At 61.1% G+C, this 22,739-nt stretch carries 20 protein-coding genes; 10 read left to right on the top strand and 10 right to left on the bottom strand.

Annotation, left to right across the window (positions count from 1 at the left end; all coding sequences use genetic code 11):
• Positions 1-11 precede the first annotated feature (11 nt).
• Positions 12-770: a class I SAM-dependent methyltransferase gene (locus tag ACM6I6_RS14840; RefSeq protein ID WP_274077011.1), complete on the bottom strand. Its 759-nt coding sequence runs from the start codon at positions 768-770 to the stop codon at positions 12-14.
• 65 nt (positions 771-835) lie between these two features.
• Between ACM6I6_RS14840 and gloB the strand changes: the two genes are divergently transcribed.
• From gloB to fabI, 8 genes are all read left to right on the top strand, one after another.
• Positions 836-1,603 carry a hydroxyacylglutathione hydrolase gene (gene gloB, locus ACM6I6_RS14835; protein ID WP_323605949.1) on the top strand — a complete coding sequence of 256 codons (768 nt, stop codon included), beginning with the start codon at positions 836-838 and terminating at the stop codon, positions 1,601-1,603.
• A gap of 99 nt (positions 1,604-1,702) precedes the next feature.
• The gene (locus ACM6I6_RS14830) at positions 1,703-3,145 is read left to right on the top strand and encodes a LysM peptidoglycan-binding domain-containing protein (RefSeq protein WP_406592199.1); all 1,443 of its coding nucleotides are present in this window, start codon (positions 1,703-1,705) and stop codon (positions 3,143-3,145) included.
• Positions 3,146-3,443: 298 nt separating this feature from the next.
• The gene (locus ACM6I6_RS14825) at positions 3,444-5,252 is read left to right on the top strand and encodes an extracellular solute-binding protein (RefSeq protein ID WP_414920251.1); all 1,809 of its coding nucleotides are present in this window, start codon (positions 3,444-3,446) and stop codon (positions 5,250-5,252) included.
• On the top strand, positions 5,249-7,090 hold the full coding sequence (locus tag ACM6I6_RS14820; RefSeq protein ID WP_414920121.1) for an extracellular solute-binding protein: 1,842 nt from the start codon (positions 5,249-5,251) through the stop codon (positions 7,088-7,090). The genes ACM6I6_RS14825 and ACM6I6_RS14820 overlap by 4 nt, the downstream gene beginning before the upstream one ends.
• Before the next feature lie 4 nt (positions 7,091-7,094).
• Entirely contained in the window at positions 7,095-8,168 is a 1,074-nt protein-coding gene (locus tag ACM6I6_RS14815) for a microcin C ABC transporter permease YejB (protein ID WP_323605954.1), read from the top strand.
• Between the two features lies 1 nt (position 8,169).
• Positions 8,170-9,189 (top strand): ABC transporter permease, encoded by a 1,020-nt coding sequence (locus tag ACM6I6_RS14810; protein WP_274077016.1) that lies wholly within the window; start codon positions 8,170-8,172, stop codon positions 9,187-9,189.
• A gap of 1 nt (position 9,190) precedes the next feature.
• On the top strand, positions 9,191-10,801 hold the full coding sequence (locus ACM6I6_RS14805) for an ABC transporter ATP-binding protein (RefSeq protein ID WP_274077017.1): 1,611 nt from the start codon (positions 9,191-9,193) through the stop codon (positions 10,799-10,801).
• Positions 10,802-10,821: 20 nt separating this feature from the next.
• Positions 10,822-11,616, top strand: coding sequence for an enoyl-ACP reductase FabI (gene fabI / locus ACM6I6_RS14800; protein ID WP_025213267.1), 795 nt, complete (start codon positions 10,822-10,824; stop codon positions 11,614-11,616).
• A 130-nt stretch (positions 11,617-11,746) separates the two neighbouring features.
• On the opposite strand, the gene ACM6I6_RS14795 is transcribed toward fabI, so the two are convergent.
• The 7 genes from ACM6I6_RS14795 to ACM6I6_RS14765 all read right to left on the bottom strand — a co-directional run bounded on the left by ACM6I6_RS14795 (position 11,747) and on the right by ACM6I6_RS14765 (position 19,017).
• Entirely contained in the window at positions 11,747-12,835 is a 1,089-nt protein-coding gene (locus tag ACM6I6_RS14795) for an RHS repeat-associated core domain-containing protein (protein ID WP_414920120.1), read from the bottom strand.
• A 251-nt stretch (positions 12,836-13,086) separates the two neighbouring features.
• Positions 13,087-13,659 (bottom strand): GGDEF domain-containing protein, encoded by a 573-nt coding sequence (locus ACM6I6_RS14790; RefSeq protein ID WP_323626561.1) that lies wholly within the window; start codon positions 13,657-13,659, stop codon positions 13,087-13,089.
• A gap of 74 nt (positions 13,660-13,733) precedes the next feature.
• Positions 13,734-14,315 carry a hypothetical protein gene (locus ACM6I6_RS14785; RefSeq protein WP_274077020.1) on the bottom strand — a complete coding sequence of 194 codons (582 nt, stop codon included), beginning with the start codon at positions 14,313-14,315 and terminating at the stop codon, positions 13,734-13,736.
• Between the two features lie 13 nt (positions 14,316-14,328).
• On the bottom strand, positions 14,329-16,497 hold the full coding sequence (locus ACM6I6_RS14780; protein WP_414920119.1) for a molybdopterin cofactor-binding domain-containing protein: 2,169 nt from the start codon (positions 16,495-16,497) through the stop codon (positions 14,329-14,331).
• Positions 16,498-16,502: 5 nt separating this feature from the next.
• The gene (locus ACM6I6_RS14775) at positions 16,503-16,958 is read right to left on the bottom strand and encodes a (2Fe-2S)-binding protein (RefSeq protein WP_414920118.1); all 456 of its coding nucleotides are present in this window, start codon (positions 16,956-16,958) and stop codon (positions 16,503-16,505) included.
• A gap of 656 nt (positions 16,959-17,614) precedes the next feature.
• On the bottom strand, positions 17,615-18,769 hold the full coding sequence (locus ACM6I6_RS14770) for an NnrS family protein (RefSeq protein ID WP_414920117.1): 1,155 nt from the start codon (positions 18,767-18,769) through the stop codon (positions 17,615-17,617).
• Positions 18,769-19,017 (bottom strand): transmembrane sensor/regulator PpyR, encoded by a 249-nt coding sequence (locus ACM6I6_RS14765; protein ID WP_323627159.1) that lies wholly within the window; start codon positions 19,015-19,017, stop codon positions 18,769-18,771. Before ACM6I6_RS14765 ends, ACM6I6_RS14770 begins: the two co-directional genes overlap by 1 nt.
• Before the next feature lie 265 nt (positions 19,018-19,282).
• Here ACM6I6_RS14765 and ACM6I6_RS14760 point away from each other — a divergent pair, with 265 nt between their 5' ends.
• The gene (locus ACM6I6_RS14760) at positions 19,283-19,786 is read left to right on the top strand and encodes a VOC family protein (RefSeq protein ID WP_274076354.1); all 504 of its coding nucleotides are present in this window, start codon (positions 19,283-19,285) and stop codon (positions 19,784-19,786) included.
• A 33-nt stretch (positions 19,787-19,819) separates the two neighbouring features.
• Positions 19,820-20,653, top strand: coding sequence for an AraC family transcriptional regulator (locus ACM6I6_RS14755; protein ID WP_414920116.1), 834 nt, complete (start codon positions 19,820-19,822; stop codon positions 20,651-20,653).
• Here the strand turns inward: ACM6I6_RS14755 and ACM6I6_RS14750 are convergent, their stop codons facing one another.
• On the bottom strand, positions 20,654-21,241 hold the full coding sequence (locus ACM6I6_RS14750; RefSeq protein WP_414920115.1) for a LysE family translocator: 588 nt from the start codon (positions 21,239-21,241) through the stop codon (positions 20,654-20,656).
• A gap of 81 nt (positions 21,242-21,322) precedes the next feature.
• Positions 21,323-22,654 (bottom strand): PLP-dependent aminotransferase family protein, encoded by a 1,332-nt coding sequence (locus ACM6I6_RS14745; protein ID WP_414920114.1) that lies wholly within the window; start codon positions 22,652-22,654, stop codon positions 21,323-21,325.
• Positions 22,655-22,739: the final 85 nt, after the last annotated feature.

The raw sequence follows: 22,739 nt of genomic DNA, 5'->3' as shown, positions 1-22,739 counted from the left end.
AAAAGGAAGTATCACGGTTCGATGTTGCGCCGGTTGACCTTGGCCATCGGCAACGGGATCAGCTTGCCCATCGGCTCGCGGCGCTCCTGGCGGACCGGCCGCAAGCCGACCACGATCTTGCGCGCCACCAATAAATAGAAGCCACCACCGCCCAGTTGCCAGTCACCGGCCTTGCGTTCCCAACCGGCCAGACGGGTCTGCCAGGTGGGCGAAGCCAGCGGCGGACGATAGCACCCGAAGCGGCGTTTCTCCAGCGCGAAGCCCAGCAGGTTGAGCCAGTCAGCCACCCGCGAGGGGGAAATGCAGCGGGCTTTGCGCAAGCCATCATGGGCAAACACATGGCGCAGCCCCCACGTACTCCAGGGGTTGATGCCGACGATCAGCAAATGCCCGCCGGGCCGCACGCTGCTCGCTGCCTCGCGCAGCAAACCATGGGGTGAGAGGCAGAAATCCAGCCCATGCTGCAGCACCACCACATCGGCGGCATGCTCGCTCAGCGGCCAGGCCTGTTCCTCGCAGACGATCTCGACCCCGGGCAACGGCGCCCCCAGGCGCACGTTGCGCTGCACCTGCGGCGCCGACGGCGGCGTCTGGGCCGATGGCCCGTAATGCACCAGGTAGCCACCGAAGAAGCGCCCCAGCTCGTCTTCGAGCATGCGCCGTTCTTCATCCAGCAGGAATTGGCCGAGGGGGCCGGACAGCCACTCACGGGCTGCGCTGATCAACGCCAGCCAGTCAGGATCAGCCTGAGCGAACGCTTTATCGGTCATTGCATTCTCCAACGCGCCAGGAAGTTCTAAGATGCGCCATTGTTTCCAGCTTGGCGAATCCGACGATGATACAGATCACTGCCCTGCCCGCCTTCACCGACAACTACATCTGGTTGTTACAAGACCCTCGCACCCACCGCTGTGCGGTGGTCGATCCGGGCGATGCCGCGCCAGTACAGGCCTGGCTCAAGGACAATCCGCAATGGGTCCTGAGCGATATTCTGATCACTCACCACCACCATGACCATGTCGGCGGAGTCGAAGCGCTGAAGAAAGCGACGGACGCAACGGTCTACGGTCCGGCAAGCGAAAACATCCCGGCGCGCAATGTTGCGCTCAAGGACAACGATCGCATCAGCGTACTGGGCCTTGATTTCGATATCATCGCCGTTCCGGGTCATACCCTGGGGCACATTGCCTATTATTACCCCGGCCTGCTGTTTTGTGGCGACACCCTCTTCGCCGCCGGGTGCGGGCGTCTGTTCGAAGGCACGCCCAAGCAGATGTACAACTCGCTGTCGCGCCTCGCCGCCCTGCCCGGAGAGACTCAGGTCTACTGCACCCATGAGTACACCCTGAGCAATCTGCGCTTCGCTGCCGCTGTAGAACCCGGCAACGCCGACACCCTCGAACGCCTGGCCAGCGTGACCCGCCAGCGGGAAGCGGGGGTCATGACATTGCCGTCCACGGTGGCCCTGGAAAAACGTACAAATCCGTTTTTACGCACCGGTGAAACATCCGTTAAAGAAAAAGCGGATGAACGGACCGGCACCGATAACTCCGCGCCCGATATGGTTTTTGCTGCGCTAAGAGCCTGGAAAGATACATTCTGAGCTGTTTGCACGATAGTCCAAAAACTCTGAAAGGTTGACCGCAGAGGGTGCGCTTTCTAGAATCGCCCGACATTTTTGCCCGGAACTTACTTCCAGCCAATGTCGTCATCTATACGCAAAGCCATCAATTCGGACACCCTCACCCGCCTGGCGCAAGCCATAGCGGTGGCTGTGTCCGCGACATTGGCAGGCTGTTCCAGCCATGCGCCGCAGACCGATGCGGCGCACACGCCGAACATTGCCGCGCGCGCCAAGCAGAAGCCCGTCTTCCTCACCGAAAAGCCGACCCCGCAAATCCCGCAGGATGTCTGGGAGCGCATGCGCCAGGGCTTCCAGCTGCAGGACGGCCTGGGCGTCAACCCGCGCATCGAGCAACAGCGCCTGTGGTTCGCCAGCAATCCATCGTTCCTCGAAAACGCCGGCGACCGCGGCAGCCTGTACATCCACTACATCGTCGAACGCCTTGAAGAGCGCAACATGCCGCTGGAGCTGGCGCTGCTGCCAGTGATCGAAAGCGCCTACAACCCGATGGCCTATTCCCGGGCCAATGCGGTGGGCCTGTGGCAGTTCATTCCCTCCACCGGGCGTTACTTCAACCTGCGCCAGACCCGTTTTTACGATGGCCGACGCGACATCACCGCCTCGACCACGGCGGCCATGGACTACCTGACCCGCCTGCACGACATGTTCAACGGCGACTGGCTGCTGGCCCTTGCCGCCTACAACGCCGGCGAAGGCACGGTCAGCCGTGCCATCGAGCGAAACGAGCGACTCGGCCTGCCAACCGACTACTGGAACCTGCCGCTGCCCGCCGAAACCCAGGCCTACGTGCCGAAGTTGCTGGCACTCTCGCAGGTGGTCATGGCGCCGGATGCCTACGGCGTGAACCTCAACCCGATCGCCAACGAACCGTATTTCCAGGTCGTCGAAATCAACCAGCGCATGGACCTGTCCAAGGTCGCCGCGGTGGCCAATATCGACGAAGACGAGCTGTTCCAGCTCAACCCGGCCTTCAAGCAGCGCACCACCATCGACGGCCCGCAGCACTTGCTGGTACCGACTTCCAAGGCACAGCTGCTGACCACCAGCCTGCAGACCATGCGCCCGGACGAGTTGATCAGCAAGAAGCAGCTCAAACCGGTTTTCGAAGGCTCGGACAATACCCAACTGGCGAGCGCCAAGCGCAGCTACCGGGTCAAGCGCGGCGACAACCTGGGCTCCATTGCCAAGGCCAACAATGTCAACGTCAAGGACCTGCAACGCTGGAACAAGCTGAGCGGCAAGAATCTCAAGCCGGGCCAGACGCTGGTCATGCAAGACACCAACAAGCGCAATTCGGGACGCATCAACACCGTGGTCGCGGCCAAGTCAAAATCCAGGACCGAGAAGCCGCAGTCCCAGTACAAGGTTCAGCAAGGCGACTCGCTGTACATGGTGGCCAAGCGCTTCAACGTTGAAATGCAGCACCTCAAGCGCTGGAATCCTCGTGTTGGCCAGGCGTTGAAGCCTGGACAGATGCTGACGGTTTCCAACCCGCACTAAAAATGAGCCCCTGAATTCAGGGGCTTTTTTTGTCCGCATGTTTCAGCAGACCTCTGTAAGAGCTGGCTTGCCAGCGAAAAACCAAGGATCGACGCGGTTAACCTGTAAATACGTGTAATCGTTAACGACCATCGCCGGCAAGCCGGCTCCTACAGTAGATCGGGTACAGTCGCGAGAGACTGGGGCGGCTGTGAGGCCGCCGTCTTTTTCCTGTCCATACAAGCTGTTACTGTACGATCCACAATGCCCAAGCCGCCCGGATCGGATTCCTTATTTGAAGCGTCCCCTCCTCCCGCTCCTGATCAGCCTGGCCTTGAGCTCCACCGCAAGCGCGACGATCAGCGAAAGCCATGGTTATGCGCAGTTCGGCACGCTCAAGTACCCGGCCAGATTTACCCACTTCGACTGGGTCAACCCGCAAGCGCCCAAGGGCGGTACGTTGCGGGTCATGGCATTTGGCACCTTCGATACGCTCAACCCCTACACCTTCAAGGGCACCAGCCCGGTGACCACGCCGAATTTCCTGCAATACGGCATCAACGAACTGAACGAGCCGCTGATGGTCGGCACCGGCCAATACGCGCCATCCGGGGACGAGCCGACCTCCAGTTACGGCCTGATCGCCCAGTCGGTGGAATACAGCGAGGATCGCAGCTGGGTGGTCTTCAACCTGCGCCCCGAGGCACGCTTCCACGACGGCACGCCGATCACCGCCTATGACGTGGCATTCTCCTACCGCCTGCTGCTCAAGGAAGGTCATCCGCAATACCGCACCAACCTGCAGGAGGTGTTGCGGGTCGACATCCTCAATCCGCAGCGCATTCGTTTCGTCTTCAAGCGTGCCGGCAATCCCTTGCTGATCCTGCGCCTGGGGGAGTTGCCGGTGTTGCCGCAGCATTACTGGAAAGGTCGCGACTTCAAGGCGACCACCTTCGAACCGCCGCTGGGTAGCGGACCGTATCGCATCACCTCAGTCAACCCGGGGCGCCAGATCGTGTTCGAGCGGGTCAAGGACTACTGGGGCAAGGACCTGCCGGTCAACCGCGGCAAGTACAACGTCGATCGCATGGAAGTCGAGTTCTACCGTGACAGCGACGTCGCGTTCGAAGCATTCAAGGCCGGCGAGTTCGACATCTACATCGAGCACCAGGCGAAAAACTGGGCCACCGGTTACGGTTTTCCGGCGATCCGTCGTGGCGAGGTGATCAAGGCGCAGATCCCGCACCAGATCCCGACCCAGACCCAGGGCCTGTTCATCAACAGCCGCCGCCCGACATTCGCCGAGCCCCGGGTTCGCGAAGCACTGGGCCTGATGTTCGACTTCGAGTGGACCAACCGCACCCTGTTCAGCGGCGCCTACAAACGCGCCATGAGCTACTACCCCAACAGCGAGTTCTCCGCCAGCGGGCTGCCGGTCGGCCATGAATGGCTGTTGCTCAAACCATATCGCGAGCAATTGCCGGCCAGGCTGTTCACCGAGCCTTTCAGCCTGCCGCAGACCCAGGGCCGGGGCATCCCCCGGGAAACCATGCGCAAGGCCCTGAGCCTGCTGGCCGAGGCCGGCTGGAAGCTCAATGGCCAGCGCTTGCAGAACGCGGCCGGGCAACCCTTGCGCCTGGAGATCCTGCTGGTCAACCCGAACCTGGAACGCATCCTCCAGCCCTACGTCGAGAATCTCACCAGCATCGGCATCGACGCCAGGTTGCGCACGGTCGATCGCGCCCAGTACAAACAGCGCCTCGACCAGTTCGATTTCGACATGATTCTGATGACCCTCAACCAGACCCTCAGCCCGGGCCTTGAGCAATGGCAGTATTTTCACTCCAGCCAGGTCGGGGTCAAGGGCAGCAAGAACTACGCGGGCATCGCCAATCCGGTGGTCGATCATCTGCTCGATCAACTGCTCGCGGCCAAGAACCGTGACGAACAGGTCGCCGCCGGCAAAGCCCTCGACCGGGTATTGCTGTGGCAGCACTACATCATTCCCAACTGGTACCTCAATTATCACCGCCTGGCCTACCGCAACCGGTTGGCCTTCGTCACGACGCCGCCCTACACCCTGGGCCTGAGCGCGTGGTGGCTGAAATCTTCGGAGAAAGATCGATGAAATTCGCAAGCGCCCTGCTCGTGCAGGCCAGCGCCCTGTTGTTCGCAGGGTGGGCCATCGCCGCCCCGCAACATGCCCTGACCCTGTACAACGAGCCGCCGAAATACCCGGCCGACTTCAAACACTTCGATTACGTCGACCCCGACGCACCCAAGGGCGGGAAATTCCGCCAGGCCGGGTTCGGCGGTTTCGACAGCCTCAACCCGTTCATCAGCAAGGGCGTGTCAGCCAACGACATCGACCTGATCTACGACACCCTGGCCAGGCAGAGCCTGGATGAACCCTTCACTGAATATGGCCTGATCGCCGGCAAGATCGAAAAAGCCCCGGACAACGACTGGGTGCGTTTCTACCTGCGGCCCGAAGCACGCTTCCATGATGGCCATCCGGTGCGCGCCGAAGACGTGGTGTTCAGCTTCCAGACCCTGGTCAAGGATGGCGCGCCGATGTACCGCGGCTACTACAGCGACGTCGCCGACGTGGTCGCCGAAGATCCGCTGACCGTGCTGTTCAAGTTCAAGCACAGCAACAACCGCGAATTGCCGCTGATCCTCGGCCAGTTGCCGGTGCTGCCCAAGCATTGGTGGGCCAGCCGCGACTTCAACAAGGGCAACCTGGAAGTGCCGCTGGGCAGCGGCCCGTACAAGGTCACCGAAGTGAAGGCCGGGCGCTCGGTGCGTTATGAGCGGGTCAAGGATTACTGGGGCAAGGACCTGCCGATCAACCGCGGTTTCTACAACTTCGACGTGATGACCACCGACTACTACCGCGACAACACCGTGGCCCTGGAAGCCCTGAAGGCCGGGCAGTTCGATTACTGGCTGGAGATGACCGCGAAGAACTGGGCCAACGCCTACAACATCCCGGCGGTGACCGAAGGCCGGCTGATCAAGGAACAGATCCCCAACGGCAACCCCACCGGCATGCAGGGCTTCGTCTTCAACCTGCGCCGCCCTGTGTTCCAGGACGTGCGGGTGCGCCAGGCGCTGACCCTGCTGCTGGACTTCGAATGGACCAACAAGCAGTTGTTCAACAGTGCCTACGCACGCACCCGCAGCTATTTCGAGAACTCGGAAATGGCCGCCACCGGGCTGCCGGACGCCGATCAGCTGGCGATTTTGGACCCGTTTCGCGGCAAGATTCCCGAGCAGGTGTTCAGCGAGGCGTTCGCCAACCCGGTGACCGACGCCAGCGGCATGATCCGCACCCAGCAACGCAAGGCCTACCAGTTGCTGCAGGAGGCCGGCTGGCGCATCGTCGACGACAAGATGGTCGATGCCAACGGCAAACCGGTGAGCATCGAATTCCTCCTGGCCCAGACCGAATTCGAACGGGTGCTGCTACCGTTCAAGCGTAACCTGAGCGACCTGGGAATCGAGCTGGTGATCCGCCGGGTCGACGTTTCGCAGTACGTCAACCGCGTGCGCTCGCGGGACTTCGACATGATCGTCGGCAGCTTCCCGCAGTCCAACTCACCTGGCAACGAACAGCGCGAGTTCTGGATGACCGCGGCCGCCGACAAGCCCGGCAGCCGCAACTCCATGGGCCTCAAGGACCCGGTGGTGGACCAGCTGGTCGAGCAATTGATCAACGCCGACTCACGCCGCAGCCTGGTCGCCCATGCCCGCGCACTGGACCGGGTGCTGCAATGGGGCTATTACGTGATACCCAACTGGCACATCAAGACCTGGCGCGTGGCCTACTGGAACCACATCGGCCACCCCAAGGTCTCGCCTAAATATGACATCGGCATCAACACCTGGTGGATCAAGCCCGATGCGAAACCGGCCATAGAGATCGAAACCAAATTGCAAGCCGACCCTGCGGGCACGGAGTAATCAGATGCTGGCGTATATTTTTCGGCGACTGCTGCTGATCATCCCGACCCTGTTCGGCATTTTGCTGATCAACTTCGTGATCATCCAGGCCGCCCCCGGTGGGCCGGTGGAACAGATGATCGCCAAGCTCGAAGGCTTCGAAGGCGCCACCAGCCGCATTGCCGGCGGTGGTGCCGAAGTGTCGGTCGCAGGTTCGACCTATCGTGGCGCGCAAGGCCTGGACCCGGCGCTGATCAAGGAAATCGAGCACATGTACGGCTTCGACAAATCGGCGCCGGAACGCTTGTGGATCATGGTCAAGAACTACGCGTCGCTGGATTTCGGCGACAGCTTCTTCCGCGACGCCAAGGTCATCGACCTGATCAAGGAAAAGATGCCGGTGTCGATTTCACTCGGGCTGTGGAGCACCCTGATCATGTACCTGGTGTCGATCCCGCTGGGGATCGCCAAGGCCACGCGGCACGGCAGTCACTTTGACGTCTGGACCAGTTCGGCGATCATCGTCGGCTACGCGATCCCGGCGTTCCTGTTCGCCATCCTGCTGATCGTGGTGTTTGCCGGTGGCAGCTATCTGGACTGGTTCCCGTTGCGCGGGCTGACCTCGAACAACTTCGACGAACTGAGCATGGGCGGCAAGATCCTCGATTACTTCTGGCACCTGGCGCTGCCCGTGACCGCCCTGGTGATCGGCAACTTCGCGACCATGACCCTGCTGACCAAGAACAGCTTCCTCGATGAAATCAACAAGCAGTACGTGGTCACCGCCAAGGCCAAGGGCCTGACCAATCACCGCGTGCTCTATGGCCATGTGTTTCGCAACGCCATGCTGCTGGTGATCGCCGGTTTCCCCTCGGCGTTCATCGGCATCTTCTTCACAGGCTCCTTGCTGGTGGAAGTGATCTTCTCCCTCGACGGCCTCGGCCTGATGAGTTTCGAAGCGGCGATCAACCGCGACTACCCGGTGGTCTTCGGCACGCTGTTCATCTTCACCCTGCTGGGGCTGGTGGTGAAGCTGATCGGCGACCTCACCTACACCTTTGTCGATCCGCGCATCGACTTCGAAAGCCGGGAGCATTGAGATGAACCTGTCCCCTCTCAATCGCCGGCGCTTCGAGCTGTTCAAGGCCAACAAACGCGGCTGGTGGTCGTTGTGGCTGTTCCTGATCCTGTTCGGCGCCAGCCTCGGCGCCGAGTTGATCGCCAATGACAAGCCGCTGGTGGTGCACTACGACAACGGCTGGTACTTCCCGGCGCTCAAGCGCTACCCGGAAACCACCTTCGGCGGCGAGTTCCCGCTGGAGGCCAACTACAAGAGCCCGTACATCCGTGAACTGCTCAAGGCCAAGGACGCCTGGGTGCTGTGGGCGCCGATTCCCTACAGCTACCAGAGCATCAACTACGACCTGAAAGTGCCGGCCCCCGCGCCCCCCTCGACCGACAACCTGCTGGGCACCGATGACCAGGGCCGTGATGTGCTGGCCCGGGTGATCTACGGCTTCCGGATTTCCGTGTTGTTCGCCCTGACGCTGACCCTGCTCAGCTCGCTGATCGGCGTGATTGCCGGGGCGCTGCAGGGTTTCTACGGCGGCTGGGTGGACCTCGCCGGGCAGCGCTTCCTCGAGATCTGGTCGGGCTTGCCGGTGCTGTACCTGCTGATCATCCTCGCCAGCTTCGTCCAGCCGAACTTCTGGTGGCTGCTGGGGATCATGCTGCTGTTTTCCTGGATGAGCCTGGTGGACGTGGTGCGCGCCGAGTTCCTGCGCGGGCGCAACCTCGAATACGTGCGTGCGGCGCGGGCGCTGGGCATGCAGAATGGTGCGATCATGTTCCGCCACATCCTGCCCAACGCCATGGTCTCGACCATGACCTTCATGCCGTTCATCCTGACTGGCGCCATTGGTACCCTGACCGCCCTGGATTTCCTCGGCTTCGGCTTGCCGGCCGGCAGCCCGTCCCTAGGCGAACTGGTCGCCCAGGGCAAATCCAACCTGCAGGCGCCGTGGCTGGGCATGAGCGCCTTTGCCGTGCTGGCGTTGATGTTGAGCCTGCTGGTGTTCATCGGCGAGTCCGCTCGCGATGCCTTCGACCCGAGGAAGTGAAATGAATCAGGACAATCTGATCGAAGTGCGCGACCTGGCCGTCGAATTTGTCGTTGGCGAGCGCTGCCAGCGGGTGGTCGAAGGGGTCAGCTTCGACATCAAGCGTGGCGAAACCCTGGCGCTGGTGGGTGAAAGCGGCTCCGGCAAATCGGTGACGGCGCATTCGATCCTGCGCCTGCTGCCCTACCCGCTCGCCAGGCACCCGTCGGGGACCATCGAATATGCCGGGCAGAACCTGCTGGAGCTGAAAGAGAAAACCATCCGCCATATCCGCGGCAACCGGATCGCGATGATATTCCAGGAGCCGATGACCTCGCTCAATCCGCTGCACTCGATCGAGAAGCAGATCAACGAGGTGCTGGGCATCCACAAGGGCCTGGTCGGCAAAGTCGCGACCAAGCGCACCCTGGAGCTGCTGGAAATGGTCGGCATTCCCGAGCCGGAAAAGCGTCTCAAGGCCCTGCCCCACGAATTGTCCGGCGGCCAGCGCCAGCGGGTGATGATCGCCATGGCCCTGGCCAACGAGCCGGAACTGCTGATTGCCGACGAGCCAACCACTGCGCTGGACGTGACCGTCCAGCTGAAAATCCTCGAATTGCTCAAGGAATTGCAGGCCCGCCTGGGCATGGCTCTGCTGCTGATCAGCCACGATTTGAACCTGGTCAAAAGAATTGCGCATCGCGTATGTGTCATGCAGCGCGGTTGCATCGTCGAACAGGCATCGTGCGAAGAATTGTTCCGCGCGCCGCAGCACCCGTACACTCGGGAACTGCTGGCAGCGGAGCCCAGCGGCCAGCCTGCAACCAATGTCGTCGGCCCGCCGTTGCTTGCGGTCGAGGACCTGAAAGTCTGGTTCCCGATCAAGAAAGGCCTGCTGAAAAAGACCGTGGACTACGTCAAGGCGGTCGACGGCATCAATTTCAGCCTGCCCCAGGGCCAGACCCTGGGGATTGTGGGAGAAAGCGGTTCCGGCAAGTCGACGCTGGGCCTGGCGATATTGCGCTTGATTGGCAGTAGCGGCGGCATCCGTTTTGAAGGCAAGCAGCTAGACTGCCTGACGCAGCAACAGGTCAGGCCGCTGCGGCGGGAGATGCAGGTGGTGTTCCAGGACCCCTTCGGCAGCTTGAGCCCACGGATGTGCGTGAGCCAGATCGTCGGCGAAGGCCTGCGGATTCACAAGATGGGCACCGCTGAGGAACAGGAAGCGGCGATTATTGCAGCATTGAAGGAGGTAGGCCTGGACCCGGAAACCCGGAACCGCTACCCCCACGAATTTTCCGGCGGGCAACGGCAGAGAATCGCCATTGCCCGGGCACTGGTGCTAAAACCGGCGTTGATACTGCTGGACGAGCCGACTTCGGCCCTCGACCGCACCGTGCAACGCCAAGTGGTCGAGCTTTTACGATCACTGCAAAGCAAGTACAACCTGACGTATCTGTTTATCAGCCATGACCTGGCTGTCGTCAAGGCGCTGAGCCACCAACTGATGGTGGTCAAGCATGGCCAAGTGGTCGAACAGGGAGACGCGCAAAGCATTTTTGCCGCCCCCCGTCATCCGTATACACAGCAGTTGCTGGAAGCCGCCTTTTTGGCACCAGCCACTGCGCAATAACCTGAAAAGAGGAGCAACACATGGGTTTTCTCGCCGGTAAGCGCGTACTGATCGTCGGTGTCGCCAGCAAGCTGTCCATCGCATCCGGCATCGCTGCCGCCATGCATCGCGAGGGCGCTGAGCTTGCCTTCACTTATCAGAACGACAAACTCAAGGGTCGTGTCGAAGAATTCGCACAGGGCTGGGGCTCGAGCCCTGAGCTGTGCTTCCCGTGCGACGTGGCCAGCGATGAAGAAATCGCCAAGGTCTTCGAAGCACTGAGCAAGAAGTGGGACGGCCTGGACTGCATCGTGCACTCCGTTGGCTTCGCCCCGGGCGACCAACTGGACGGCGACTTCACCGAAGCCACCACCCGTGAAGGTTTCCGCATCGCTCACGACATCAGCGCCTACAGCTTCGTGGCCCTGGCCAAGGCTGGCCGCGAAATGATGAAAGGCCGCAACGGCAGCCTGCTGACCCTGTCGTACCTGGGCGCCGAGCGCACCATGCCGAACTACAACGTGATGGGCATGGCCAAGGCTTCCCTGGAAGCTGGCGTACGTTACCTGGCCGGCTCCCTGGGCCCGGACGGCACCCGCGTGAACTGCGTATCGGCCGGCCCGATCCGCACCCTCGCCGCTTCCGGCATCAAGAACTTCCGCAAGATGCTGGCCGCCAACGAAGCGCAAACCCCGCTGCGTCGCAACGTCACCATCGAAGAAGTCGGCAACGCCGGCGCCTTCCTGTGCTCGGACCTGGCGTCCGGTATCAGCGGCGAAATCATGTACGTGGACGGTGGCTTCAACACCACGGCCATGGGCAACCTCGAAGAGTGATCTTCGGTTAGCCAACTAAAAAACCCGCCTATTCTTGGCGGGTTTTTTTGCGTGCGATTCGTTAGCTTTAACTTAACATCCGAGGGGAAAAACCATAGTGCTGCGACTACGGCGTGACATTATCACCTCCTTAATGCGTGGTTCGTAATAGCATCAGCAGACTACTAAGATCATCTTCTGAAGACCTAACTCTGCGGGATTGCGCATTTTCGATTGTATTATCTAGCACTCGTTGTTGCGCTCCAGGCGAAATATTTCGAGGGACGGGTGCACCTCGCTGGACAGGCTGAGCTGGCCTAGGAACAGCTCCAACTCCACCTCCACCTCCCGAGAGAGGTGGAGATCCCACTGGAACAAAAACGAGCTTAGAGAAATGTTTTTCTGGAATCCAGGTACTAGTGTTCGATTGTGTAATGTTTTCCAAAAAATCATTAGAGTCAGCTGTATATTTTACTAATACTGGTTCACCATCACCTACGATGAAGGTATCAAAAACTTCTAAATCAGGTCGTTTCGCAACAGAAGAATTCAGTATTCTTTCATTGTTCGTTACATTAATACCTCGCATTGCGCCTTTGTTCCCTCCGAGACTCTGGACTGAACTCATATCCGCGGCGTGCTTACCCACGAGCGTAATTGACTTATCCTTATAAAGCTTGAACAACTTTGCAAGGGACATTACTGGAGCATGTCCTGTCGGATCAGTCCGCAGCACCGGATTCCCCTTGCAATACGCATACGCATTTAATCCTCCCCCGCCAAAGGGACTCCAACTATCAGGAGAGTTAAACCGCATCAATACCGGATTAAAATCCCGATAACCATTGCCCAGCGGATAATGCCCAGTCACCGGATCCGCACGCTCTCCATTGAAGCCCAGCAAGTTGGTAAAACCGCTTGCATTCTGATGATGGCCATAAGGTGAATAAGCGATGTCCCGTTGCGGGAGATTGTTCTTGAGCGTATGCAGCACCGAACGTTGTTGATCGGTGCCCAGCAGTGTGGTGTCGAGTACACCGCGTTCGTGACGCTGCTCCGCCAGCAGCAGATCTCCCTGCTGAACAATGGAGTGGCTCAATGTGCCTTGAATCTCGGTTGCCAGGCGACTTTTACAATAAAAGCGCTGGTTGGGCGGGCTATTAGGTTGGATATTACTGGTGAGGCGATCCAGTGGATCGTAGTGAAACCGGCACAGCAAAACTGGCTGAAGTGAAGACATTGGCTGGCTCCGAGCTATCAAGGTCCTGAGGCTTGAGTATCTTCGGCACGGGCGAGGTTGGGAACTAGCAGATCTGATAGGGGTACTGGTAATGTCGGATGCGCCCACCGCTTTTTGCAAAGTATTGTTGTCTGCACGACCGCCTTCGCGAGCAAGCCCGCTCCCACATTTGACCGAGCTCAACCAGTTGAAATGCGATTAATTGTGGGAGCGGGCTTGCTCGCGAAGAGGCCCGCAAACACACCATAACTCTAGCGAGCCAGCGCCTCTTCAGCCTCTTCCAACAGTTCCTCAACCGAACCATGCAGTGCCGGGTCAAACTCAATCTGCCCAATACTGAAACGAATGTCATACCCGCGATGCGTCATGGCATTACGCTCATCGAGCATTTCTTCAAGCCGCGCCCTGATTGCGCTGACGTCTACCGAGGAGGATCCCAGGAGCAAGGCGACGAAGGAGGAACCCTCCAGCCGCCCGACCACATCGCTCTCCCGAAAGCCGATACGCAGCACGTCGGCAAAGGTCTTCAGCGCGTTGTCGCCCTCGGTGCGGCCGAACAGATAGTTGATGCGTTTGAACTCATCAAGGTTGAAGAACAGCAGCGTCGCCGGCCGCCCCAGTTGCTGGCAGGCCTCCAGGCCCAACTGAGCCAGGGCAATGAAACCGTGCCGGTTGGGCAGCAGTGTCAGCTCATCCATGCTCGCCATCTGCACGCCGATCAACTCCTGTTCGGCTTTGCGGGCCAGATCGCGCAGCAGCTCGCGCTCCTGTTGTGGCGTCCCTGCACGTACACCGGGTTTGTGCGGTTTGCCTGAGATCAGCATCACATACTCCATGGGTGGGTATGTTGTTTAGAGTCCTCGATTCCGGGTTTGACTCCCTGTCTGCGGGCCGTTGGTCAGCTTCCCGTCACCGGGCACGGCCCACCGGCGTCCGCCCAGCGCTTGAATTGAGTGACAAAAATGTCGTGGGGAACCGGCACCGGTGCGCGATTACCACCCGGATTCCAGCCCCACAGCACCAGCTTGTCCTCGCTGACATGCTTGATCAGCGCGGCGAAATCACGGTCGCCATTGCTCGCACGGTCCTTGATCATGCTGCACAACATGTCCGGGGGCAGGCCGATCCAGGCCATTTTGTGCGCCGCCGGTGGCAGGCTCCAATGCGGCGCACCCGGCGGTGCATGGGCGCCGTAACTGGCCGGCGGATTGTCTTGCGCATGGCAACTGGCGCAAGGCAGACCCGCCGCGCCTTTGCCGTCCATGCCACGCACGACGTTCATCGCGTGGGGTAGGCCGGCGTCGAACTGCAACGGCGATTCGCCGGGGATGTGGCAATTCTGGCAACGCGGGCTCTGGAAGACTTGCTGCACGGTATCGAACGCCTTCAAGGCTTCCCGGTCTTCGGCGAACAACTCTGTCGCATAGATAAACAGGCAAACCAGAAGCACCGAACCGAGCAACCAATGATGTCGCTTCATCTCACTTTTCATTTCACACCCCCGACAACTGCAGCGGCAGTTCACGCAGGCGTTGCCCGGTCAGGGCGTACACCGCGTTGGCCACCGCCGGCGCCGTGGGTGGTACACCCGTCTCGCCGATGCCACCGGGTTTCTCGCTGCTGGGCAGGATATGCACTTCGACCACCGGCATCTCGTTGAGCCGCAGCACCTGGTAATCGTGGTAGTTGGACTGCACCACCCTGCCGTCCTTGATCGTCAGTTTGCTGTGTAAGGTGAAGCCCAGGCCGAAGGCGATGCACGACTCCATTTGCGCCGCGATGCTTTGCGGATTGACCGCGATCCCGCAATCCACCGCGCACACCACCCGGTGCACACGGATCGCCAGGTTGTCCTGCGACACTTCGGCGACCTGCGCCACGTAACTGCCAAATGACTCATGCACCGCCACGCCCAGGGCATGGCCATCGGGCAGCGGCGCCTTCCAGTTGGCCTTCTCCACCGCCAGGTTCAATACGCCCAGATGCCGCGGATGCGCCTTGAGCAACGTGCGTCGATATTCCACCGGGTCCTTGCCGGCCGCTGCGGCCAGCTCGTCAATCAGCGATTCCATGACGAAGGCGGTATGGGTATGTCCCACCGAACGCAGCCACAACACGCTGATGCCGGTCTTGGGCGAATGCAGCTCCACCTGATGATTGGCCAACCCTTGCAGATAGGGACTGTCCGCCACGCCTTCCACGGACGTCTTGTCGATACCGTTCTTGACCATGGCGGCTTCGAGCGAGGTGCCGGCCATGATCGATTGCCCGACCAGCACATGCTGCCACGCCACCGGCAGGCCATCGGCACCGAGGCCGACCCGCGCCTGGTGCAGGAACGCCGAGCGGTAATAGCCGCCACGGATGTCATCCTCTCGCGCCCACACGGTTTTCACCGGCCCGCCCACGGCCTTGGCGACCTGCACCGCTTCGGCGACAAAGTCCGAAGTCGGGTTGGCTCGCCGGCCGAAACCGCCGCCGAGGAACTCGGTGTGGATTTGCACCTGCTCGGGTTTGAGCCCGGTGATCTTGCCGGCGATCATCTGGTCCAGGGTCTGGAACTGCGTACCGGTCCAGATCTCGCATTTGTCCTGGGTGATGCTCACCGTGCAGTTGAGCGGCTCCATCGGCGCATGGGCCAGGTAGGGCACGCTGTACTCGGCATCGATTGTCTTGGTCGCCTTGGCCAGTGCGGCCTGGGCATCGCCCGCTTGGCTGGCGGGCAATCCGGGGGTGGCGGCGAGCTTGCGAAACTCCTCGAGCAATTGCTCACTGTCGAGCCCGCTGTTCGGCCCCAGGTCCCACTCGACGTGCAGCGCATCGCGCCCCAGTTTCGCCGCCCAGTAGTGATCGGCGATCACCGCCACGCCGGTCGGCACCTGCACCACTTTGTGCACACCGGGTATCGCCAGCGCCTCGGCGCCTTCAAAGGATTTGACGCTGCCACCGAACACCGGCGAGCGAGCGACCATCGCGGTCATCAGGCCGTCGAACTGCACGTCCATGCCGAACTTGGCGCGGCCGGTGATTTTCTCCGGGGTATCCAGGCGCTTGGTAGGTTTGCCAATGATCTTCCAGTCCTTGGCCTCCTTGAGCTTGATCGACGCCGGGTCCGGCACCGGCAACTTGCCGGCGTCATCGGCCAGTTCGCCATAGGTGGCCTGCTGGTCGCCGGCAAATACCACGCCCGACTCGGTGCGAATCGCCGAGGGTGCGACGTTGAAACGCTTGGCCGCGGCCTCGACCAGCAGCAACCGCGCCGCCGCACCGGCCTGGCGATAACGGTCGAACTCCATCCAGGTCGAGGTCGAGCCGCCGGTGATCTGCATGCCGCCGAACCCGGCAAGTCCATAGTCGGCGGCTGAAGCCGGTGAGTGTTCGACGCGGATTTTCGACCAATCGGCGTCCAGTTCTTCGGCAATCAGCATGGTCAACCCGGTCCAGATGCCCTGGCCCATTTCCGAATGGCCGAGCAACACGGTGACGCTATTGTCATTGCCGATGCGCAGGAAGGCATTGGGGGCGAACACATTGCCCTGGTTTTCCGCGCCCAGGGCAAAACGATGGGCGCCGGGGATGACAAACGCCACCACCAGCCCGCCGCCCACCACGGCACTGCCCTTGAGAAAGCCACGACGCGACAGCGGATCAATACTGTTCATGGCCATCAAGCCAGTTGCGCCGCGCGCTTGACCGCGGCGCGGATTCTTGGATAGGTGCCGCAACGACAGATGTTGCCCGACAGCGCCTGGTCGATATCGCTGTCGGTCGGATGCGGGATCTTTGCCAGCAAGGCCGCGGCCGACATGATCTGCCCGGACTGGCAGTAACCGCACTGCACCACATCGAGTTCGGCCCAGGCCAGTTGCACCGGGTGCGAACCGTCGGTGGACAGGCCTTCGATGGTGAGGATTTTCTGTCCATGGGCCACGGCCGTGGCGGGTGTGATGCAAGAGCGCAAAGGCGTGCCGTCGATGTGCACGGTGCAGGCGCCGCACTGGGCCATGCCGCAGCCGAACTTGGTGCCGGTCAGGTGCGCGACGTCGCGCAGGACCCAGAGCAGCGGCATGTCCGCGGGGACATCCAGCTCCTGATCCTTGCCATTGATATTCAGGGTCAGCATTGCGCAGGTCCTCAGACTCACGGTGTTCTGAAGGTGGCGCCGCTTTGGCGATCAACAACCTACGCGCGCCTTTGGGTTATCCCTTCAGCTAAGCGCAAATTGCCGGGCAGGCCGGGGTGTATCGACCACCGGTCACAAAACCCGCCCGAATTGCCGATAAAGCCGTCCATCTCTCAAGGCCGCCCCCGATCCACTGTAGGAGCCAGCCTGCTGGCGATGGCGTCCTCACAACCGCCCCGTATCTCACGGCCGTACCCGATCTACTGTGGGAGCCAGCCTGCTGGCGATGGCGTCCTCACAACCACCCCGTATCTCACGGCCGTACCCGATCTACTGTGGGAGCCAGCCTGCTGGCGATGGCGTCCTCACAACTGCCCCGTATCTCACGGCCGTACCCGATCTACTGTGGGAGCCAGCCTGCTGGCGATGGCGGCCTGACAGCCGACCTATTATTTGTTGACCGAGTACATATCCATTCCTGCGGTAACGGCCACTTATGGTTTCGCCCTTACGGCGAGTCACTTGGAAAAACGGAACGCCGCCCGGCCCTAAGTAACCAAGGGCTCTTGCCCCTGACGTTCGGTGCCTCGCTAAGGCTCGGCATGCCCTCGCTCCGGTCCTGCTCCGTGGGCCCGCCGCGATGGGGCCGCGGGCTCCTACACCCGGGGTCTTAGCAAAATTGAGGTGTAGCCCACCAGAAACAACCCAAACGCAACACACCAAAACAACGCCGAAACCCCCAACCCCAACCCGGATAACGGCACCAGCAACACCCGCACCACCCCTGCGATCAACACCAGGGCAAACCCCGCAACGATGGCTTTCGACGGCCGCAGCGCCCGCCCGGTGTGCCCCAGGCTGACCCGGGCGATCATCGCCAGAATCAACCCGCCAATGCCACCCACCGCCAGCGCATGGGTGGCCAGGCTCTGTTGCGGCATCAGGCCGGCGTGCCACAGCGCCATGGCAAACACTGCCACCACCAGCCAGGCATACGACAGATACAGCGACCACAGCAGGGGCACGCGCCAGATACCGCGGTCATGCCAGCGCCACAGGCGCAGCAGATGCAGACTGCCGATCAAAACAAACAACCCCGCCAGCCAGAATCCGGGCAGGTCATTCAAACCGAGGGCATATGTCAGCGCGGCCAGCAACCCGCTCACCAGCAGTACCCTGGTGGGTAATGGATTGGCCGCAGGCGGTGCTGGACGATTCAAGCCGCGCTGAATGAAGAAAGGGATCACCCGCCCGCCAATCACGCTCATCAGCGCGCCGACCAGCCACAAGGCCGCCAATACGCCCCGCCGCTGCAAACCCGTATCATCGGCCCAGAGCCCCCACAACGTCATGGCCTGGCAGCCGGCCAGCAAAGTGATCATCAGCAATATCGGATAGTTATCGCGCTTGCCCGCGGCCACCAGGTCGCGCCCCAACACCCAGGCCAGCAATGGCAAAAAGGGCAGTTGCACAAGCAGCAACCCTGCGGGAGCAATCGGCAGCAACCAGGCCATTCGTGCAACCAGCCAGACCAGCACCAACCCGATCAATGGCCAGCCCTTGAGCCCCGGGCGACCGGTCCAGTTGGGCACCGCCGTCAGCAGGAATCCGGTGATGATGGCTACGGCGAACCCGAACGGCATCTCGTGCCGATGCCAGGCGAGCATGCCGCCAACCGGTTGCGCGCGGGGCAAGCGGCCGTACAACCACAGGGCCCAGATTGCCACTGCCAGTGCGGCGAACGCGGCACCTGCCAGAAAGAACGGGCGAAATCCAAGACTGAAGACGGGAGTAGCGGCCAGTTTGCGCATCAGGCCAGCGCCACGCGCTGAGGTTTGCTCAACCAGTGCTGGGCCAGCAGGCGCATGACGTAGCCGATTTTCAGCAGGGTCGGTCCGATGATGGTCATGGCGTGCAACGCCACCAGCGCCACGATCGACAGATGGCCGGCATACAGGTAAGCGCCGTAGATGCCTGCCAGCAACATGGCCAGGCCGACGCCAAGTACACGGCTGGAAAGGTGCAGGACGTTCTGAGCATTGCTGAAGAAATGGAACATTTTCCGTACTCCTGAAGCAGTTCAGTTGTACGTTTCATCCATCAAGTCTCGTGCCAGATATTTAGCCCTTACAAATCAGGTATCTGAGGTCGTAGGTGTCATAACGACTCGCGCTGAAAATAGTCTTAATGACACAAGGCTTGGTCATTAAGACTCCACTTTGTAGAAAATCCTTACACACCCGGCGATCTACGGCTCGGCCAGACCGCCGCAGGCTAGCTACGCTGATAGTCCAGCATGCAAAAACCTGCCAAGGAGACCCGCCATGCTACACATGCAAAAACTCACACCCTGCCTGTGGTTCGATGGTCAGGCCGAAGAGGCCGCGAAGTTCTACTGTGCGATCTTCGATCACTCGAAAATCACCGCCATCACTCACTACGGCGAGGCCGGAAAGGAATTCCATGGCCGGGAAGTCGGCTCGGTCATGACGGTCAGTTTCGAACTCGACGGGCAGACGTTCACCGGGCTCAACGGTGGCCCGAACTTCATCTTCAACGAAGCGATCTCGTTCCAGGTCAACTGCCAGACCCAGGAGGAAGTCGACCACTTCTGGGGACGCCTGTCCGCCGGCGGGCCTGTCGAGGCACAGCAATGCGGCTGGCTCAAGGACAAATTCGGCGTGTCCTGGCAGATCGTCCCGGTGGCGATGATGGAGATGATCAAGGACCCCGACACGGTAAAATCCCAACGCGCCATGCTGGCGATGATGCACATGAAAAAACTCGATATCGCCGAGCTGCAACGAGCCTTCAACGGCGAGAACTAATACACTGTGGCGCTGATCTGCCTAGGATTGACCATGAAGCCCGCAACACCCAGGGACACCGACAAGGCCCCGCGCTTCTGGCGCGATGATGCCCTGCCCTTCATCGAAGCCCGCTCCATCGCCGACGGGCGTGAGGTCTGTTACACCCGGCATGCCCACGAGCACTTTTCCATCGGTGCGATCACCGCCGGGCGCAGTACCTATGTCCATGAGCAATCGAACTCCGAGGTTTGTGCCGGCACCGTGGTGCTGATGAACCCCGGTGATGTGCATGCCTGCAATCCGATCGACGATCAGCCCTGGTCGTACCTGATGCTGTATGTCGACAGCCCATGGCTCACCGACTTGCAGCATCAGTTGGGCTTGAGCAACGATCTGGCGTTTCGCCGGTTCGCGGTCACCCATACCGCAGACCCTGGCCTCTTCATGGGTTTGCAGGCTTTGTATCAGGTGCTGGTCGACGAGCAGCAAGACGTGATGTGTAAACACAGCGCAGCGGTGGAGTTTTTCACCGAGGTGCAGCTACACCTGAACCCGACCGAACAACCGCTGCGCGAGCCCAACTTCAAGCTTGAGCGCGCCGCCGACTTCATCCGCGAGCACTGCACGCAGATGCTCAAGCTCGAAGACATCTGCCAGGCGGCGCAATTGTCGCCGTCCTACCTGATCCGCGCCTTCAAGCAGCATTACGGCATGACACCCCACGCCTTCCTGGTCAACCGCCGCATCCAGTTCGCCCGGGATCAACTGCGCAATGGCAAGCTGATCGCCGACGTGGCGCTGGAAGCAGGGTTTGCCGATCAGGCGCATTTCCAACGGGCGTTCAAGCAGCATCTGGCGGCAACGCCAGGGCAGTATCGCGGTTGATTAAGGCACCAACAGATACACCGCACTCACCGCCAACAACAACGCCATGCCCCGATTGAACAAGCGCATGCCCGCCGGATTGTTCAGGTAGCCGCGCAAAAACGTCCCGGCGTAGGCCCAGCAACCGACCGACAGGTAGCAAATCACCAGGTACACCGCCGCGAACTGCCACACCAGGCGGGCTTCGCCATCGGCGACGAACGCGCCCATGCCGGCCACGCAGGCCAGCCAGGCTTTCGGGTTGAGCCATTGCATGACCGCGCCGTACAGCATCGACGGCGCCCGGTTCGAATCCTTTGCCTGCAGTTGGCCGTCGTCGGCGGCCAGCTTGAACGCCATGTACAACAGGAACGCCACCCCGGCCCACTGGACCACCTGGGTCATTGCCGGCCACAGCAGCAACAGCTCATGCAACCCCAACCCCATCAGCACCAGCAGCAACACGAAGCCCAGCGTCGCCCCGGCCACATGGCGCTGACTGGCACGAAAGCCGAAGCGCGCCCCCGAAGCCAGGGCCACGATATTCACCGGCCCCGGCGTGATGGAAGCGGCCAACGCAAACGCCGCCATGGACATGATCAAACTCATTTGCACACCTGCTCAGTCAGTTGAACCAGGCGTCAATGTAAGAAGCCCTGTGCTGCGCGTATTGAAGAAAACTGCCCTGGGCTATGAGTAATAGTCGACCACCTTCTTCACCTTCACCAACGCCTGGCGCAGCGCGACCATGTCCACCGAGCCCAGCGCCAGACGTATCGCGTGGGGGACATGAGGGGTAATCGCAAAGGGTTCGGCGGGCGACACCGACACCTGCTCGCGCATCAACGCCATGGCGATCTGGTCGGCCCGGGCGTCCTCGGCCAAGGGCAGCCAGACGAAATACGAAGACGGATGGCTGATGGTCCTGAGCCCCGCCAGCACCTCACGGGCCAAGGCTTGCCGGGCTTGTGCGTCCGCACGCTTTTGCGCCTCGAGTTTGCTGACAGTGCCGTCGTCGAGCCAAGCCGTGGCAATGGCCGTCATCACCCCGGGGGTGTTCCAGGTGGTCGCCATGATGGTGCGTTCAAATCCGGCGATCCATTGCGCCGGCGCGGCGACAAAACCGACGCGCAACCCGGTGGCGACATTCTTCGATAAACCGCTGACGTACACCGTTCTTTCCGGCGCCATTGCAGCCAGGGGTGGCGGGACGTCTTCGGCGAGGAAAGCGTAGGCCGCGTCCTCGATGATCGTCAGGTCATGCCGGCGTGCGATCGCCACCAGATGCTCGCGCTGATCGGCGTCCAGCACCCAGCCCAACGGATTGTGCAAGGTCGGCATCGAGTAGACGGCCCGCACCGGGCGAAGCCGGCACAGTTTGTCCAGGGCAGGCAAATCAGGCCCCTTGTCCGTGACGGGAATGGGCAGGACTTCAAGATGCAGGGTTTCGGCCAGCGTCTTGAAGCCCGGATAGGTCAAGGCGTCCGCGGCAATCACATCGCCGGGCTTGAGCAGGGTCATCATCGCCACCGTCAGGCCATGCTGGGCGCCACTGACGATCAGCACCTGTTCGGCCGCTACGTTCAGGCCGCGTTCGCGCAGATGACGGGCGAACGCCACCCGCTCATGCATGCGCCCCGCGTGGGGCTGGTAACGCAGCAGGGCCTCCAGGTCACCGGACAGCGCGAGTTGGCGCAGGGCATTGCGCAGCAGATCGGCCTGACCGGGCAATGACGGGTAGTTGAAGTTGAGGTCGATCATCCCTGCCGACACCACCGACTGGGAAATGCCCTGCCCCGGCGGCAATGAGGTCTCCCGGACAAAGGTCCCGCGCCCGGTTTCGCCGCTGACCAGGCCCATGCTCTCGAGCTCGGCATAGACCCGGCTGGCCGTGACCAGGGCCAAACCGTGCTCAGCAGCCAACTGGCGGTGAGTCGGCAGACGCGTACCGGGCGGCAAACGCCCGGCGCGGATCTCGGCGGCATATGCATCCACCAGGGTTTTGTAGCGGGAACGAGGCATGTCGAGATGTATCCATGACAATTTTTTGATTGTACCGATAGTCAATCATACGATGGCTTTCGTGCAACCCGACAATGAGTGAGCT

The organism is Pseudomonas sp. IT-P218 (assembly GCF_949767605.1).
In the GTDB taxonomy this organism is placed as follows: domain Bacteria; phylum Pseudomonadota; class Gammaproteobacteria; order Pseudomonadales; family Pseudomonadaceae; genus Aquipseudomonas; species Aquipseudomonas putida_AE.
This window is presented reverse-complemented; position numbering and strand designations above follow the sequence as displayed.